The organism is Acinetobacter sp. FDAARGOS_494 (assembly GCF_003812225.1).
GTDB lineage: Bacteria > Pseudomonadota > Gammaproteobacteria > Pseudomonadales > Moraxellaceae > Acinetobacter > Acinetobacter baumannii.
The window spans coordinates 1,230,171-1,246,054 of the sequence record NZ_CP033866.1 but is presented as its reverse complement, the minus strand read 5'-3'; the positions used below and the strand labels follow the sequence as shown (position 1 = coordinate 1,246,054).

17 protein-coding genes are annotated in these 15,884 nt (G+C 40.4%); 10 read left to right on the top strand and 7 right to left on the bottom strand.

Features of this window, described 5'->3' with window-relative positions:
- Positions 1 to 24 precede the first annotated feature (24 nt).
- Positions 25 to 2,595, bottom strand: a complete 2,571-nt coding sequence (plsB, locus tag EG365_RS06060) for a glycerol-3-phosphate 1-O-acyltransferase PlsB (RefSeq protein WP_000045410.1) — start codon at positions 2,593 to 2,595, stop codon at positions 25 to 27.
- Positions 2,596 to 2,870: 275 nt separating this feature from the next.
- On the opposite strand from plsB, the gene EG365_RS06055 reads away from it, so the two are divergent.
- Together EG365_RS06055 and EG365_RS06050 are read left to right on the top strand one after the other, a co-directional pair.
- The gene (locus EG365_RS06055) at positions 2,871 to 3,743 is read left to right on the top strand and encodes an acyl-CoA thioesterase (protein WP_000993136.1); all 873 of its coding nucleotides are present in this window, start codon (positions 2,871 to 2,873) and stop codon (positions 3,741 to 3,743) included.
- A gap of 106 nt (positions 3,744 to 3,849) precedes the next feature.
- Positions 3,850 to 5,115, top strand: a complete 1,266-nt coding sequence (locus EG365_RS06050) for a dicarboxylate/amino acid:cation symporter (RefSeq protein WP_002000599.1) — start codon at positions 3,850 to 3,852, stop codon at positions 5,113 to 5,115.
- Positions 5,116 to 5,157: 42 nt separating this feature from the next.
- Here the strand turns inward: EG365_RS06050 and EG365_RS06045 are convergent, their stop codons facing one another.
- The 6 genes from EG365_RS06045 to EG365_RS06020 all read right to left on the bottom strand — a co-directional run bounded on the left by EG365_RS06045 (position 5,158) and on the right by EG365_RS06020 (position 11,331).
- A complete protein-coding gene (locus tag EG365_RS06045) occupies positions 5,158 to 6,108 on the bottom strand; it encodes a metal-dependent hydrolase (RefSeq protein ID WP_001989884.1) in 951 nt (316 codons plus the stop codon).
- Positions 6,109 to 6,231: 123 nt separating this feature from the next.
- Positions 6,232 to 7,008, bottom strand: coding sequence for a ribosome biogenesis GTP-binding protein YihA/YsxC (gene yihA / locus EG365_RS06040; RefSeq protein ID WP_001254457.1), 777 nt, complete (start codon positions 7,006 to 7,008; stop codon positions 6,232 to 6,234).
- A 108-nt stretch (positions 7,009 to 7,116) separates the two neighbouring features.
- Entirely contained in the window at positions 7,117 to 7,554 is a 438-nt protein-coding gene (locus EG365_RS06035; RefSeq protein ID WP_001176606.1) for an RrF2 family transcriptional regulator, read from the bottom strand.
- An 85-nt stretch (positions 7,555 to 7,639) separates the two neighbouring features.
- The gene (locus EG365_RS06030) at positions 7,640 to 8,404 is read right to left on the bottom strand and encodes a globin domain-containing protein (RefSeq protein ID WP_000188888.1); all 765 of its coding nucleotides are present in this window, start codon (positions 8,402 to 8,404) and stop codon (positions 7,640 to 7,642) included.
- Between the two features lie 145 nt (positions 8,405 to 8,549).
- Positions 8,550 to 10,097 carry a helicase HerA-like domain-containing protein gene (locus tag EG365_RS06025; protein ID WP_000537113.1) on the bottom strand — a complete coding sequence of 516 codons (1,548 nt, stop codon included), beginning with the start codon at positions 10,095 to 10,097 and terminating at the stop codon, positions 8,550 to 8,552.
- Between the two features lie 43 nt (positions 10,098 to 10,140).
- A complete protein-coding gene (locus EG365_RS06020) occupies positions 10,141 to 11,331 on the bottom strand; it encodes a PLP-dependent transferase (RefSeq protein WP_000716517.1) in 1,191 nt (396 codons plus the stop codon).
- A 167-nt stretch (positions 11,332 to 11,498) separates the two neighbouring features.
- Here EG365_RS06020 and EG365_RS06015 point away from each other — a divergent pair, with 167 nt between their 5' ends.
- From EG365_RS06015 to rplV, 8 genes are all read left to right on the top strand, one after another.
- Entirely contained in the window at positions 11,499 to 12,227 is a 729-nt protein-coding gene (locus EG365_RS06015; RefSeq protein WP_000835293.1) for a type 1 glutamine amidotransferase, read from the top strand.
- A 251-nt stretch (positions 12,228 to 12,478) separates the two neighbouring features.
- Positions 12,479 to 12,790, top strand: a complete 312-nt coding sequence (gene rpsJ, locus EG365_RS06010) for a 30S ribosomal protein S10 (protein ID WP_000070912.1) — start codon at positions 12,479 to 12,481, stop codon at positions 12,788 to 12,790.
- A gap of 57 nt (positions 12,791 to 12,847) precedes the next feature.
- Positions 12,848 to 13,486, top strand: a complete 639-nt coding sequence (gene rplC / locus EG365_RS06005) for a 50S ribosomal protein L3 (RefSeq protein WP_001982642.1) — start codon at positions 12,848 to 12,850, stop codon at positions 13,484 to 13,486.
- 11 nt (positions 13,487 to 13,497) lie between these two features.
- Complete coding sequence (gene rplD, locus EG365_RS06000) at positions 13,498 to 14,100, top strand: 50S ribosomal protein L4 (RefSeq protein WP_001050255.1); 603 nt, start codon at positions 13,498 to 13,500, stop codon at positions 14,098 to 14,100.
- Complete coding sequence (rplW, locus tag EG365_RS05995) at positions 14,097 to 14,417, top strand: 50S ribosomal protein L23 (protein ID WP_001058538.1); 321 nt, start codon at positions 14,097 to 14,099, stop codon at positions 14,415 to 14,417. The genes rplD and rplW overlap by 4 nt, the downstream gene beginning before the upstream one ends.
- Before the next feature lie 11 nt (positions 14,418 to 14,428).
- Positions 14,429 to 15,253, top strand: a complete 825-nt coding sequence (rplB, locus tag EG365_RS05990; protein ID WP_001122317.1) for a 50S ribosomal protein L2 — start codon at positions 14,429 to 14,431, stop codon at positions 15,251 to 15,253.
- A gap of 13 nt (positions 15,254 to 15,266) precedes the next feature.
- On the top strand, positions 15,267 to 15,542 hold the full coding sequence (gene rpsS, locus EG365_RS05985) for a 30S ribosomal protein S19 (RefSeq protein WP_001138119.1): 276 nt from the start codon (positions 15,267 to 15,269) through the stop codon (positions 15,540 to 15,542).
- 11 nt (positions 15,543 to 15,553) lie between these two features.
- Positions 15,554 to 15,883 (top strand): 50S ribosomal protein L22, encoded by a 330-nt coding sequence (rplV, locus tag EG365_RS05980; RefSeq protein WP_001982638.1) that lies wholly within the window; start codon positions 15,554 to 15,556, stop codon positions 15,881 to 15,883.
- The last annotated feature ends 1 nt before the right edge of the window (position 15,884 follow it).

Sequence of the window (15,884 nt, the reverse complement as noted above, 5' to 3'; positions counted from 1 at the left end):
TGCCTTTTATTTTGCATGAAGACTTTAAGCTTTTTTACGTTTTAAACGGCGTTTGGCTTGCTGAGAAGCCATTGCTTCAAGAGCTTCTTTTAACTCTTCATCAGTAAAGGTTGTGATGTGTTGCAACATTTGTAATGTTACTTCATCAAGCACCAACTGTGCGCCTGCTGCCATCTGACGGAAATTATCATCAAACTCAATTTGGCCTTGGTCATTCGTTCGAATGTAGTTTTGTTGAGTTAAAACTTTGATAAAGCTTTGGAACAATGCTTTGTCAAAGAATTCAGGAGAGTTAAATTCATAAAGAACTGATAAACGTTGGCCTAATAAATGACTTAATTCTTCAACTTGTTTTGCTGAAATATTGCCTGAACCACGCTGAGTGATTAAAGCTAAAGTCATGTAATAACGTTCAAGGCTTTGTTTAACAGGTGTTGCTAATACAACAAGCTGATTATGCTCTTCAGTATTTGGTGCAGAGCTAATTAAATTGCCTTCGTCATCTTGTTGAATAAGATTTGATTGAACCAATGCATCTGCATATTGCTCAATCTGTTCTTTAAGTTCGCTACTTTTCCATTTAAGGAATAGTTCGGCTTTTAAGAATGGATAAAGTGTATAGATAACATTGCTTAAATCAGCACGGCTAATTTTCCCGTTATGTTCAACAAGAGATGCAATCAATGAAGGTAAAACGAATGCATGCAAAATGTTATTGCGGAAATAGGTGAGGAGAACCGCTTGGTTATCTTCAATCGCAATAATGTCACCAAGGGCATGCTGTACGCGCTTAATCAATTTAAGCTTTAAGCCATAAGCAATAATTTCCTTACCAGATAGCGGCGTCACTTCTGTGCGCTGATCGTAAGGGAAATTTGATGCTAAATTGCGGTAAGCTTCAAGCTGCTTAATACAGATTTCTTCATCAAGTGTATGCTTTGGTGTTGCAAGCAAGATAATTGAAAGTAAAGAAACCGGATTAATCACTACCGCACGGTTAATATTTTCTAAAATCGCATTTGCAGAACTGTTTACTGCCTCTGAAACAGCAGGTGGCACTGGGTCATCGTTCTTTTCAATATAAACGTTCTCAGCATTATGCTGTTTAAGCAAGTCATCTAGAAAAACAGGTTCACCAAAGTTAACGTGTACTTTACCGAAAATACGTTCAATTTTTCGGAGTGTTTTTAAAATACCAAAAATAGACTCGGCTTCTTTTGGCTTACCTTGCATTTCGCCTACATAGGTTGAACCTTCCATAAGACGCTCATAACCAATGTAAGTTGGCACAAATACAATCGGCTTGGCACGGCCACGTAAATGACTATGGACTGTCATTGCGAGCATGCCGGTTTTCGGTGGTAATAAGCGGCCTGTGCGCGAACGTCCACCTTCAATAAAGTATTCAAGTGGTGTGTTGCGAGAAAGAATACTATATAAATATTCTTTAAATACAGAAGTATAGAGACCATTACCACGGAAAGAGCGGCGAATAAAGAAGGCACCGCCACCACGTAAAAGCTGACCAACGAAAGGTAAGTTTAGGTTGTCGCCCGCAGCAATATACGGAACCATCAAGCCACGTTTATAAATCACATAAGACAGTAGTAAGTAGTCAATGTGGCTACGGTGACATGGTGTGTAAACAATTTCATAGTCTTTTGCAAGCTCTCGGACAGTACTGAAGTTATGAACTTCTACGCCGTCATAAAGCTGAGTCCATAGACGTGTTAACGCCAAATCTGCAAAACGTACTGCTGAGTGAGAATAATCAGATACGATTTCATTCACATAACCAATCGCACGACGCTCTGCTTCAAGCATGCTGATTTTACCGCGAATACTTTCGCGTCGAATGGCTTCTTGAACATCACGAGACTTTAATACCGACTGCATGACATTGCGGCGGTCAGATAAGTCAGGGCCTAAAACAACTTCGCGTTGGCGATCAAGGTAGTCATTTAAAGTGCTAACAATATAAGTTGCTGGTGAAAGGTTTGGATAATGCTTCTGAGCATATTCAACGAGGTCACGTAAAGACTGTGGTTCATGGAATTCCAAATAAGATTGGCGACCATGCAAACCAATATTCACAAGCTGTTTAACTGTACTTGGTGTTGCCCATGTATCTGAGAATAACAACTTAAACCAAGAGTCTTCTTTATCTGGAGAACGACCCCATAAAACGGTTACCGGAACCAGTTCTATGTCGAGTTCAGGATTTGCTTGTAAAACTTCGATTAGTTTAATTAAACGTGGCGGAAAAGCATGAGGAGGGGGATTCAGTAGGTTATTTTCATCATTGTGTTGTAAAAATAAAACTGAAGCTTTTTCCTGATGAGTACCGATGACTAATGGATCTAGCGCTGGCTTTAAATTTAAGCGGCGAGTTTCCCCATCCACCACTAAAGCATTACTGCGAGAATGATTTTGCAAGACATAGCACACTACTTTTTGGCGCTCGGTCTTCGCTTCTGTTTCTGTTGTTGATACTGGTTCAGTAGGAACTTCCCCAAGAACATGTGGTGTTACCACGAGGTCAAGTAGTTTACTCGAAAGCCGACGATACATTTGACCAAACCCACTCTTGGACATAAGAACTCCTACTTCTTAAAGACAAATCCCGGCACCAAAGGCAGAGGGTAAATATTTTGCGGTATTTATTAAAAAAAACAATATGCTATTTTCTGATAAATTATAATTCTTTTGGCATTTTTTATCGTTAAAAATCGTATTTTTAGCTGTTTTAAAGGCAATGTTTGTCAGAAGTTGACTGATTGTTCCATGTACAAATAGTTTTTTATGGCACAATAGATTCTACACATCTGTCCTTTAATACCAATTTTGCCTGCAATATGAAGGTATCTCTCATGAATGCGTTAACCCAAGAACTGGTTGAGCTGCTCACTTTAGAAAAGCTTGAAGAAAATATTTACCGTGGAATTAGCCGTAATTTGGTCGGTAAACGTGTTTTTGGAGGTCAGGTTCTCGGTCAAGCATTACGTGCTGCTTCTTACACAACTGATCGTCCTGCGCATTCTCTGCATGCCTACTTTTTATATGGTGGTGATATTAATGCTCCAATCATCTATGAAGTAGACCGTTTGCGTGATGGCAAAAGCTTTGTCAGCCGTCAAGTTCGGGCAATTCAGCATGGACGAGTTATTTTCTCGGCAATGGTGTCTTTTGCTAACCCTGAAGAAGGCTTGAACTATCAGCATCCAGAACCAGATTACCCAGCTCCTGAAGCGCTAAAATCGGAAAGTGAGCTGAAAGAAGGTATCCTGAATTTTGTACCGGAAAATGTTCGTGCAAGTTTTATGCGTGAGCGTCATGTTGAAATCCGTCCGATTGATCCAGTCAATCCATTTCAACCACAACCGGAAGCGCCTTTTAATGCGCACTATATCCGTACCCATGACCGTATTCCAAAACAGCTAGATGATATTTCATTGCATCAAGCAATTGTAGCGTTTTACTCAGACTTTACTTTGATGACAACAGCTTTAAGACCACATGGCTTAAGTTATATTTCTCCAAGTTTGCAATGTGCCAGTATTGATCATGCGATTTATTTCCATCGCCCACTTCGTGCTGATGAATGGATGCTCTATGACATGGAAGCTACAGTTAGTGCGGCTTCTCGTGGTTTAAACTTTGGCCGTATGTGGCAAAATGGCCAACTCGTATGTAGTACGGTGCAAGAGGGTTTGATGCGTTTACGGGAAATTGAAACTCAATAAATAACGATGAGCCATCTGAAAAGATGGCTTTTTTATTTTTAATTGAAACGATGTGACAAAAAATTGCTCGAATGAAAAGCAAGCTCATGTCATATTTACAAAAGGATTGCCTACTGAAAAAAATAATGTTGATATGAACTTAAATACACAAATTCTGATTGCTGCCATTTTAGGTTTAGCCTTTGGCTTCCTACTTACCATGTATCCGGACACTGCTTTTGTAAAGCACAGTTTATATGGATTAGGCATATTAAGTAGTGTTTTTATTGGGCTACTTAAAATGTTGTTGGTGCCATTAATTTTTAGCTCCATTGTGGTTGGAGTTTCAAATTTGCAGGCAGGTGGACAATTAGGCCCAGTTTGGAAAATCACATTCTTGTGTTGTATCACCACCACCACCTTGGCCTTAATTTTAGGTATTAGCTGTGCTCATTTGTTTGAGGTCGGGCGAGGTGTAGATATTTCAATTTTTCAGGCATCTATGCAAAGCTATCAAACACCAGATAGTTTAAACCCGGCAACTTTCTTCACTAATTTTATTCAAAATACTTTAATTAACCCATTTAAAGCTTTTAGTGACGGAAATGTTTTAGCTGTCGTCGTGTTTGCTCTATTTGTGGGTGTTGCTTTAGTTCATGGTGGCGAACGTTTTAAAAGTATTCGGGTATTGAGTCATCAGTTTTTTGAAATGATGATGATGCTAGTAGGCTGGGTAATGAAATTGGCGCCGTTAGGTATTTTTGCCTTACTCGCTAAATTAATGGCTACCGAAGACATTTCAGTATTAAGCCGATTGGCGGAGTTTGCTGCTGTGGTAACAGGTACTACTATTTTTCATGGCGCTGTTGTTTTACCGCTACTGCTTTGGATTTTTGGTCGTATGAGCCCTTGGACTTTCTTCAAAGGCACACGTACAGCTTTAATTACCGCATTTGCAACGAGCTCTAGCTCTGCCACTATGCCGCTGAGTATGAAATGCGCACAGGAAAACTTAGGTGTTCGTCCTCAAACTGCAGGTTTTGTGATTCCATTGGGTACACAGCTCAACATGGATGGTACAGCTTTATATGAAGCTGCTGCCGCGCTCTTTGTGGCAAATCTAGTTGGACTAGACTTAAACCTGACACAACAAATTGTAGTGTGCCTAACCGCAATGATCGCATCACTTGGAGCACCAGGAATTCCAAGTGCGGGTATGGTTACCATGATTATGGTATTACAGTCTGTGGGTTTACCTGCCGAAGCAATTGCGATTTTACTTCCAATCGATCGTTTACTCGATACGGTAAGAACGGTTGTAAATGTGCAGGGAGATATGATGATTAGTGTGGTAGTAGATCGATATACCAAAGATAAAGATATCAGTATCTAATCTCTAAATAAAAAAGCAGGATTTATATCCTGCTTTTTTATTTTAAGCTGCTTGTAATTCAGCTCTTTTGGCTGCTGGCGACTGCGATAAATAACTTACCGCATCTTCAGTGCTACCTTCTTTAACTGGATCATACCACGGCATGAGATAGTCAATTTGCTGAGCAATAAGCCAGATTGGGTTTGGTAAAACCTGATTATCTTTTCGGCTAATTTTATACCATTCTAGAGCAACCCAAGCTGGGAAAAATCTTGATTTGGCAGCATCAGCAAAACGTGGATCTTGCTTCATAATATGTGCAGCGCCGTCTACCCATAGTCCTAACACAAGCACAATTACTGCAAGACTTAAATAATAGCGCGGCATATAACCGCCTCCTAAATGGCGATATAAATCGAAAGCAACCGTGCGGTGTTCAATTTCTTCTGAACCATGCCATTTTACCAAGTCTACCATTTCTGGATCTGCGCCTAACTCTTCCCAGCGTTTGTTATAAAGCGCATATTTACCTAGGACACATGTCATGTGCTCAACTGTCGCGATAACACCTAAACGGAATAAATCCCATTGCTCTTGCAAGAATTGCGGAACTTCTTTGTCAAAAGGCTTATCTGCCAAAGCAGTAGTAAATAGATAATTCATAATGTCCAGATTTCTCTGGATATCAATATTGCGTGCACTTAAATATTCTTTATTGGCAGAAGTGTGTGCGTTTGCATGCATTGCTTCTTGGCGAATAAATGCTTGTACATCCTGTTTAAGTTTTTCATCAGTAATACGAGGTAAAACCTTGTTATAGAGCCGGCAAAACCAGAACTCTCCAGCAGGCAAGATATTGTTAATTTCATTAATAAAATAACTTGCAAACGGTTGGTTTGGAATCCAGTCTACAGGGGTATCTTTCCAGTCAAATTTTACCTTGCGTGGAAGAATTTTATAATCAATAGAAGAACCTAAAGCCTTATTCTTCAAAAAAGATAGCAATTTCATCATTTAGTCCTGATTTTTAACTCGATGAAGTTATGATGAGTATAAAAAAAGCCCCTACATTTGTGTTTAGCAATAGGGGCCAATTGAATATAAATTTAATGAAGAAATTGTATCTGTTTTGACGATTTACTCTTCTGCATCCTCATCGCTCGCTTCTGGGATTGTATCAACGTCAAATTCTGGCTGTTGTTCAAGCGTAAAGTGCAGACGTCCAGCCATCACACTTGCTAGCTCTTCTAAACCTAGTTTGTTTAATGAAGAAAAAAGCTGAATCGAGAAATCAAGCTTCATTTTTTTCAGTTGTTGTTTAACTTCAAGCAATACTTTGTTCGCTGGACCGCGGTTCAGTTTGTCTGCTTTGGTTAAAAGAATATGAACAAATAAATGGCGTGAATAAGCCCACTCTAGCATCATCATGTCAAAGTGCTGTAAAGGGTGGCGAATATCCATGAGTAAAACCAAACCTTGTAAGCTTTTACGATGGATTAGATAGTTTTCTAATTCTTTTTGCCATACACGTTTCATATCTTCCGGTACGGCTGCATAACCATAACCAGGAAGGTCAACTAAGCGTTGATCTGGGTTACCTAGGCTGAAAAAGTTAATCATTTGCGTGCGCCCAGGTTTTTTGGAGGCACGTGCAAGCTGTTTCTGGTTTGTTAATGCATTAATTGCGCTAGATTTTCCTGCATTTGAACGTCCGGCAAACGCAATCTCGTAGCCACTATCTTCAACACATAGTGCCAATTTCGGAGCACTCATTAAAAATTCAGCTTGGCGTAACCAGTTTAGAGATTGCACAGCATAGGCTGTAATCGCTGGATCCGGTTTCTTTTCATAACTGATCTTTTGCTTGGGTGCGAGTCTGGCTTTGGTGTCTTTCGATTTTTCACTACGACGCATAAAAAATAACTTTTTAAATGAGAGGGCTCGCGCCTAGTATAAAGGAGCTTGGTTATTCTTGCTAATTTTCAGTAAGCTTGCTTAAAAAGATAAATAGAATTACGGGCTCTAGAGTTGTAAAAAGGCGATAGGGGAGTGATCTGAAGCAGATTTTGGCTGTTGTAAAACTTCACCCAACGTATATTGATCTAAACTTTGATAAAAGCTTTCCAAAGCTTGATCAAGAATACCTTTCAAACCGCAATGGGAGCGTAAAACACAAGGTGGTGTATTGCATTCAACAATTTGGTGGTCACCTTGTAAAATTCGGACAATTGTTCCAAGTTTTAAATCTAAAGCTTTTGGATTTAATCGAATTCCACCACCTTTGCCGCGAATGGTAATAATCCACTCTTGTTTACCCATAAAATGGACAACCTTCACAAGATGATTTTGCGAAACATATAAATCTTGAGCGATTTCTGCAATCGTGTACGGCGCATCACTTGGACGAGCGACATACATTAATATTCGCAAAGCATAATCGGTAAATTTATTAAGTTGCATGATCACCAAAAACTAAAGGTTAGGAGGTTGATCATCTTAGCCTGAAAGTCTAAAGAATAAAACTTTCAGGCTAGAGCTTTTTAAGTTACAGCGTTAAAGGAGCTGAAACTTGTACTTGATCACCAACTCTATAGTGCTCAAGCAAAATGTTTGAAACAGAGAACTCTGTATGGTCTTCTTCTGGTTGAACATCAAAATGATAAGTATTGTCCTCTTGAGCCTCTGTGAACTTAAATGCTTTTGGTTGTTCAAGCTGTTGGTTAGGTACTTGAACTTTTACAGAAATAAAAGCATTTGCTGGGCTGGTGAGTACATCTTCATGATCAGTTGCCTTTAAAGTAAAGCGTTTGCCAGACTCAAGTGGGTCAATTTGCGTAATTTCAAATGAACGCCAGCCAGCCCATCCACCTTTCAAGCTTTCAAGTTGTTCATATTTTTGTTTTTCAACACCAATTAAGATATCTGCCAACTGTAAGTAAGCTTGTTTCCACGCTTCAATGAGTTCTGATTCAAATGGAACATTTAAAACTTCACTAATTGAATGAAGCAAGTTGTCGCCCACAATTGCATATTGATCTGGCTGAATATCTAAACTGACATGCTTAGTGGTAATGCGTTCAACCGCTTTGGCAAGCACCGTAGGATTCTCAATATTTTCAGCATACGCGAGTACAGCTGCTGCAAGAGCACGAGGTTGGCGCAGGCTGGTCTGATCATCAAGATTAAAAACATTTTTTAATTCTGGGTTGTTATTCAACATACGCTTATAGAAGTATGTAGTTAGAGTAACACCATGTTCACGCAATACAGGTACAGTAGATTTAACGAGTTCAATTTGTTGTGGAGTCATGGCTAGACCTTAATTATCTGGCTATATAAGATGTATTTAAAATACATCTTTAAAATAGTTGTAGCAATAGCTTTTTAATAAAAACCTTAAAAAATTTAAGGGATATAAAATCCCTTAAATTAATATACTGATTTAAAAATAAATTTTATTTTCCAAATAATGAGCCGAGTAGTCCCCGTACTAATTTTTGGCCAGTACTACCACCTAAGCTGCGAGCGGCACTTTTTGCAAAAGTTCCGACAATATCTTGAGTAAGTTTAGCTCTTTCACGCGCCGCACGTTCCTCTTCTTTTTGCTGTTCACGTGCTAGACGCTCTTGTTCTTTGGCTTGTTGTTTCGCTAAGGTTTCCTGTTCTTTCGCTTGCTGTTTTGCGAGTTCTGCATCTTGTTTTTGCTGTTCCCGTTCAGCCACTTTGTTTTGGAGCATTTCATAGGCACTATCACGATCTACAGCTTGTTCATAAACCCCGGCAATAATACTTTGCGAAATTAAGGTCTGACGCTCTTCTGGAGTGATAGGCGTAAATGAAGAGTAAGGAGGCATAACCCAACCACGTTCTACAATTTGAGGTGTACCTTGTTCATCTAGACAACTAATCAGTGCTTCACCTACACCGAGCTCGGTAATTGCTTCATCTACTTTAAAATCGGGATTAGAGCGGAATGTGTCTGCTGCTGTTTTTACTGCTTTTTGATCTTTAGGAGTAAAGGCACGTAAAGCGTGTTGTACACGGTTGCCGAGTTGCCCTAAAACACTTTCTGGTAAGTCGAGCGGGTTTTGGGTAATAAAATAAATTCCCACACCTTTAGAACGAATTAAACGTACAACTTGTTCAATTTTTTCTTGTAAAGCTTGACTGGCGTTGTCGAATAACAGGTGAGCTTCATCAAAGAAAAACACGAGTTTAGGTTTATCCATATCACCAACTTCTGGAAGCTGTTCAAATAATTCTGAAAGCATCCATAACAGGAAAGTAGCATATAGCTTAGGTGTATTCATGAGCTTGTCAGCCGCAAGAATATTGATATAACCATGCCCATTTGCGTCGGTTTGTATAAAGTCCAGAATATTTAAAGCTGGCTCTCCAAAAAACTGCTCTCCACCTTGGTCGGCAAGAGCAAGAAGATTGCGTTGAATAGCGCCTAAGCTGGCTGGAGATAAGTTGCCATATTCGGCTTTAAACTCAGCTGCATGTTCACTTACAAAAGTGATCATGGCTTTTAAATCTTTAAAGTCGACCAGAAGTAACCCTTGGTCGTCTGCGATACGGAATACGGCAGATAAAACACCTTCTTGGGTGTCATTTAAGTTGAGTATACGTGCTAATAAAATTGGCCCAATTTCAGAAATAGTGGTTCGAATAGGGTGGCCTTGCTGGCCAAATAAATCCCAGAAAACAACTGGATTGGCTGCAAATGGAACACTGTCGATCTGTAAAAGCTTTAAGCGTTCATTAAATTTATCCGAAGCTTCACCAGCTTTTGCGAGACTCGAAACATCACCTTTTGCGTCGGCAAGAAAGACGGGAACGCCGATTCGAGAAAAACTCTCTGCGAGCACCTTTAGGGTGACTGTTTTACCTGTACCGGTCGCACCTGCAATCAGGCCGTGCCGGTTGGCAAATTGGGAAAGTAAAACAATTTCTTTTGATGTGTCGTTAATATTTTTTGCAATAACAATCGGTGTACCCATATATTTTTATCCCTTAGTGTGAGCCACTATTGATGTTGTCGTTTTACATTTGTTTCAAAGCATTTTCGATATCTTGAATTAAATCTTGTGGATCTTCTAGCCCTATACAGAAGCGAACCAACAAACCTTGTTGTAAATGTGTATTTTCAAGTTTTCTCATCATTTTTAAATCATAAAGCATGACGAGACTCACAGGTCCTCCCCAACTAAAACCAATTTTGAATAGCTTAAGAGCATCACAAAAACGGCGTACTGCTGAAATATCATAATCAGATTTGAATACAACACTCACTAAGCCTGCACTTTTACCTGTTGAGCAAATTTCTTGCCAGTATTGATGACCAGGTGCAGCTTTATCACTTGGATGTAGAACTTGTGCAAACTGAGGTTGCTCTTTTAACCATGTCAGTAGGGTTTTAGCATTATTTGATTGTTGCTCATACCTTAATGACATATGCGCAAGACTGCGTTGAATTTGGGCGGTATCATCACCAGATACCGAAATCCCTAAAATGGCATGCATTCGGAACAAACGGTGATGTAACTTCTCATCACGAGTTACCACACTTCCCATTAAAATATCGCCACCACCACTTGGATATTTGGTAAGCGCATGAATGGTTAAATCCACTGATAAATGCTCATCGGAAAAATCAAAAGCATTAAAGGCGAGGCCAGCTCCCCAAGTATTATCTAGTGCAGTTAAAACGCCATGTGCTTTTGCTTTTTTTACTAGCGCTTTGAGATCTGGAAATTCAAGAGTGACAGAACCTGCTGCTTCTAACCATAGCAACTTGGTTTTATCAGAAGGCTGGAAACTTGAGACATCGATCGGGTTATAAACTTGAACATTAATTCCATATTGATCTTTTAAGTAGTTTAGGTGTTCCAGATTCGGACCATATATGTTGTCTGGCACCCAAACTTCATCACCTGTTGCTAGCACAGCAGAATTTACGAGATTAATCGCAGATAACCCGCTTGGAGCAAGTAGGCAGTATAAACCACCCTCAACTTGAGCAATATTATCGCCTAGTGTGAATGTCGTAGGCGTACCGTGGGTGCCATAACTATAGTCATAAGGATCGGTCCAATGACGGTCAAAAAGGTGCGAAGTTGATTTAAAAATAATAGTTGATGCACGAAATAAGGGAGGTTGCACGGTTTCAATAAATTGAGGTGCTTTTCGTGGTGCATGAATGAGTTGGGTTTGGAAATTGTTATGCTTTTTCATGGGGCGCTATACTTTACATAATGAGATTAGATTAAGAGAAAACTTACTTAACTGCTAGATTTTTGATTATTTCTAAGATGTTTCGTTACTAGTGTAACATTCATTAAAACTTGGCTTTATTTTTGCAAAGATCAAACCAACATTCTAACAACAATAGGTTTAAGCGCATGAAGTCGCATTTACGTGTTCACTATTTTCAACATATTGCTGGCGAAGGTTTTGGAAGCTGCTATTCATTCTTAAAAGCACACCATGCAACGATAACAGCTACAGAGTTTTTTGCACTTCCAGTTGATCTCCCTTTGGAAATAGAAGCATTGCCACATATTGAAGATGTGGATTTGCTACTTATTATGGGGGGAACTATGAGTGTAAATGATGAGGCAAATTATCCATGGTTAAAAATAGAAAAAAGATGGATACGTCGTTATTTGGCGGCGGGAAAGCCTGCGATAGGACTTTGTCTCGGAGGCCAACTTATTGCCAATGCACTAGGAGCCGCCGTTAGTAGAAACCGTTATCAAGAATTGGGATGGTCGACCGTACAAAGGGTGCCGAATTTACCTAAAGAAAGCTTTTTATTACCAGAAAAAATAAATGTAATGCAGTGGCATAGTGAAACTTTTGAGATTCCTAAAGGTGCGATTCATTTAGCAGAGAACTCAGTTTGTCGTAACCAGATGTACCAAATTGGTTCAAATGTTCTTGGTTTTCAATTTCATCCAGAAATGACACCGAAGGTATTAAATCTTCTTTTAGAGAACGAACAAGAGCTTTCTATTTTTAAAGGTGAGTATGTTCAATCTTTAGATGAACTACATCATTGCGACATCCAAAAGTTTGAACAAGGCAATCAACTTTTAAACAGGGCAATAGAGTTCGTGGTCAATCAATAAAAATATAGAGTTGATGAGAAAAAGGATGAATTGAGCAGAAAATAGAAAAAGAGAATTGCATAAGACTTAAACAATCGTTATAATAAGCGACCCTCAAGAAGAGGGCATTTACTGCGAAGAAAGTAGTAAATGTGCATTACAGTCGTGGCATCGATCACGACCTTGGTGATTATCACTGCCTTTGACACTTACCAGATAGGTGAGATGCGTCAAAGGTGATTCTTTATATATTTGGCTTGGAGTTTACTGGTATGTCTAACCAGAGAATTCGTATCCGTCTTAAGTCTTTTGATCATCGTCTGATTGATCAATCTGCTCAAGAGATCGTAGAAACCGCTAAGCGTACCGGCGCACAAGTGTGTGGTCCAATTCCGATGCCTACTCGCATCGAACGCTTCAACGTTCTTACTTCACCGCACGTTAACAAAGATGCGCGTGACCAGTACGAAATCCGCACCTACAAACGTTTGATCGACATCGTTCAACCTACAGATAAAACTGTTGATGCATTGATGAAGTTAGATCTTGCAGCTGGTGTTGATGTTCAGATCGCTTTGGGTTAAGGCTTTCGGTTAATTAACGATTAGTTAATTAGGCCGCTTTTTTAGAGGTTTATGCACATGGCTATTGGTTTAGTCGGTCGCAAATGTGGTATGACTCGCATCTTTACAGATGCTGGTGTTTCTGTACCTGTTACAGTCATCGAAGTCGATCCAAACCGCATTACGCAAATCAAAACACTTGAAACTGATGGTTATCAAGCTGTTCAAGTAACTACTGGTGAACGTCGCGAGTCTCGCGTAACTAACGCTCAAAAAGGTCACTTCGCTAAAGCGGGTGTTGCTGCTGGTCGTTTAGTTAAAGAGTTTCGTGTTACTGAAGCTGAGCTTGAAGGCCGTGAAGTTGGCGGTACTATTGGCGTTGATTTGTTCACAGTTGGTCAAATTGTTGACGTAACTGGTCAATCAAAAGGTAAAGGTTTCCAAGGTGGTGTTAAACGTTGGAATTTCCGTACCCAAGATGCTACTCACGGTAACTCTGTTTCTCACCGTGTTTTAGGTTCTACAGGTCAAAACCAAACTCCTGGACGCGTGTTCAAAGGCAAAAAAATGGCTGGTCACTTAGGTGATGAACGCGTAACAGTACAAGGTCTTGAAATCGTATCTGTTGACACTGAACGTTCAGTTTTGGTTGTTAAGGGTGCAATTCCTGGTGCAACTGGCGGTGACGTTATCGTACGTCCTACCATCAAGGCCTGAGGGGAAATACCGTGAATTTAAAAACTGTTTCCGGCTCTGCTGTTGAATTGTCTGAAGTAGCTTTCGGACGTGAATTTAACGAAGCTCTTGTACACCAAGTTGTTACTGCTTACTTAGCAGGTGGTCGTCAAGGTACTCGTGCTCACAAATCACGTGCAGACGTTTCTGGCGGTGGTAAAAAACCATTCCGTCAAAAAGGTACTGGTCGCGCTCGTGCGGGTTCTATTCGTAGCCCAATCTGGGTTGGTGGTGGTAAAACTTTTGCTGCTCGTCCACAAGATTGGTCTCAAAAAGTAAACCGTAAAATGTATCGCGGTGCAATGCAATGTATCTTAGCTGAACTTGTTCGCCAAGATCGCCTTGTTTTAGTTGAAGAGTTCGCTGTTGCTGCTCCAAAAACTAAAGAATTGCTTGCAAAACTTAACGATTTAAATGCAGCTCGTGCTTTGATCGTTACAGATGCTGTAGATGAGAACTTATATCTTGCAGCGCGCAACCTTCCACACGTTGATGTGGTAGATGCAACTGCAATCGATCCTGTAAGCTTGATCGCGTTTGATAAAGTTGTGATGTCTGTAGCTGCTGCTAAGAAAATTGAGGTAGAACTCGGATGAACAACGAACGTATCTATCAAGTCCTAAAAGGACCAGTCTTCTCAGAAAAGGCACAAGTTTTAGGTGATACTGCTGGTGTTCAAGTATTTAAAGTAGATATCAACGCTACTAAACTTGAAATCAAAAAAGCAGTTGAAAAACTTTTTGGTGTAGAAGTTGTTAAAGTTAACACAACTATTACTAAAGGTAAGACTAAGCGCTTTGGTCGTACATTAGGACGTCGTTCTGATGTTAAAAAAGCATACGTCACCCTGAAAGCCGGCCAAGATGTTGAAATGGCTGACTTGGGCGATACCGCTGAAAGCGCAGCGGAATAAGGACGAAAATTATGCCGATTCAAAAATGTAAGCCAACGTCTCCAGGACGTCGCTTTGTAGAGAAAGTGGTTCATGACCATCTTCACAAAGGCGCGCCTTATGCACCGTTGGTAGAAGCAAAAAAACGTACTGGTGGTCGTAATAACAACGGTCACATTACTACTCGTCACGTTGGTGGTGGTCATAAGCAACATTACCGTATCGTTGACTTTAAACGTAACAAAGATGGCGTACCTGCTGTTGTAGAACGTATTGAATACGATCCAAACCGTACAGCGCATATTGCATTATTGAAATATGCTGACGGTGAGCGTCGTTATATCATTGCGCCTAAAGGCTTACGTGCTGGTGATAAAGTACAATCTGGTAACGATGCTCCAATTCGTCCAGGTAACTGTTTACCACTTCGTAACATGCCAATCGGTTCTACACTTCATAACGTTGAACTTAAAATCGGTAAAGGTGCTCAATTAGCACGTTCTGCTGGTGCTTCAGTTCAATTGTTGGGTCGTGATGGTTCTTACGCAATCATTCGTCTTCGTTCAGGCGAAATGCGTAAAGTACACGTTGAATGCCGCGCTGTAATTGGTGAAGTTTCTAACCAAGAAAACAACCTTCGCTCATTAGGTAAAGCTGGTGCTGCACGCTGGCGTGGTGTTCGTCCTACCGTACGTGGTATGGCGATGAACCCGATTGATCACCCACACGGTGGTGGTGAAGGGCGTAACAAAGGTATTCAACCTGTAAGCCCATGGGGTCAAAAAGCTAAAGGGTACAAGACACGTACCAACAAGCGTACGACTAAGATGATTATTCGCGACCGTCGCGTCAAGTAAAGGAATCTGACTAATGCCTCGTTCTCTGAAAAAAGGCCCATTCGTCGATGCGCACTTGTTCGCTAAGGTTGAAGCGGCTGTTGCTAGTAACTCTCGCAAGCCGATCAAAACTTGGTCTCGTCGTTCGATGATCCTTCCAGACTTTGTTGGTTTAACAATTTCTGTTCACAATGGCCGTAACCACGTTCCAGTAATTGTTACTGAGCATATGGTTGGTCATAAACTCGGTGAATTCGCGCCAACTCGTACCTATCGTGGTCACGGTGTTGACAAGAAGTCTAAACGTTAATAGGTGTCATGATGGAAGTAACTGCTAAATTACGCGGTGCCGCTATCTCGGCACAAAAAGCACGTTTGGTTGCGGACTTAATCCGTGGCAAGTCTGTTGCACATGCTTTAAACATCTTGAACTTCAGCAACAAAAAAGCTGCAGTTTTAGTTAAAAAAGCATTGGAATCTGCAATTGCAAACGCTGAACACAATAACAGTTTAGATGTTGACGACCTTAAAGTTTCTACGATTTACGTTGACGAAGGCATGAGCCTTAAACGTATTATGCCACGTGCTAAAGGCCGTGCAGATCGTATTACTAAGCGTACTTGTCACATCACCGTTAAGGTAGGGGTTTGAT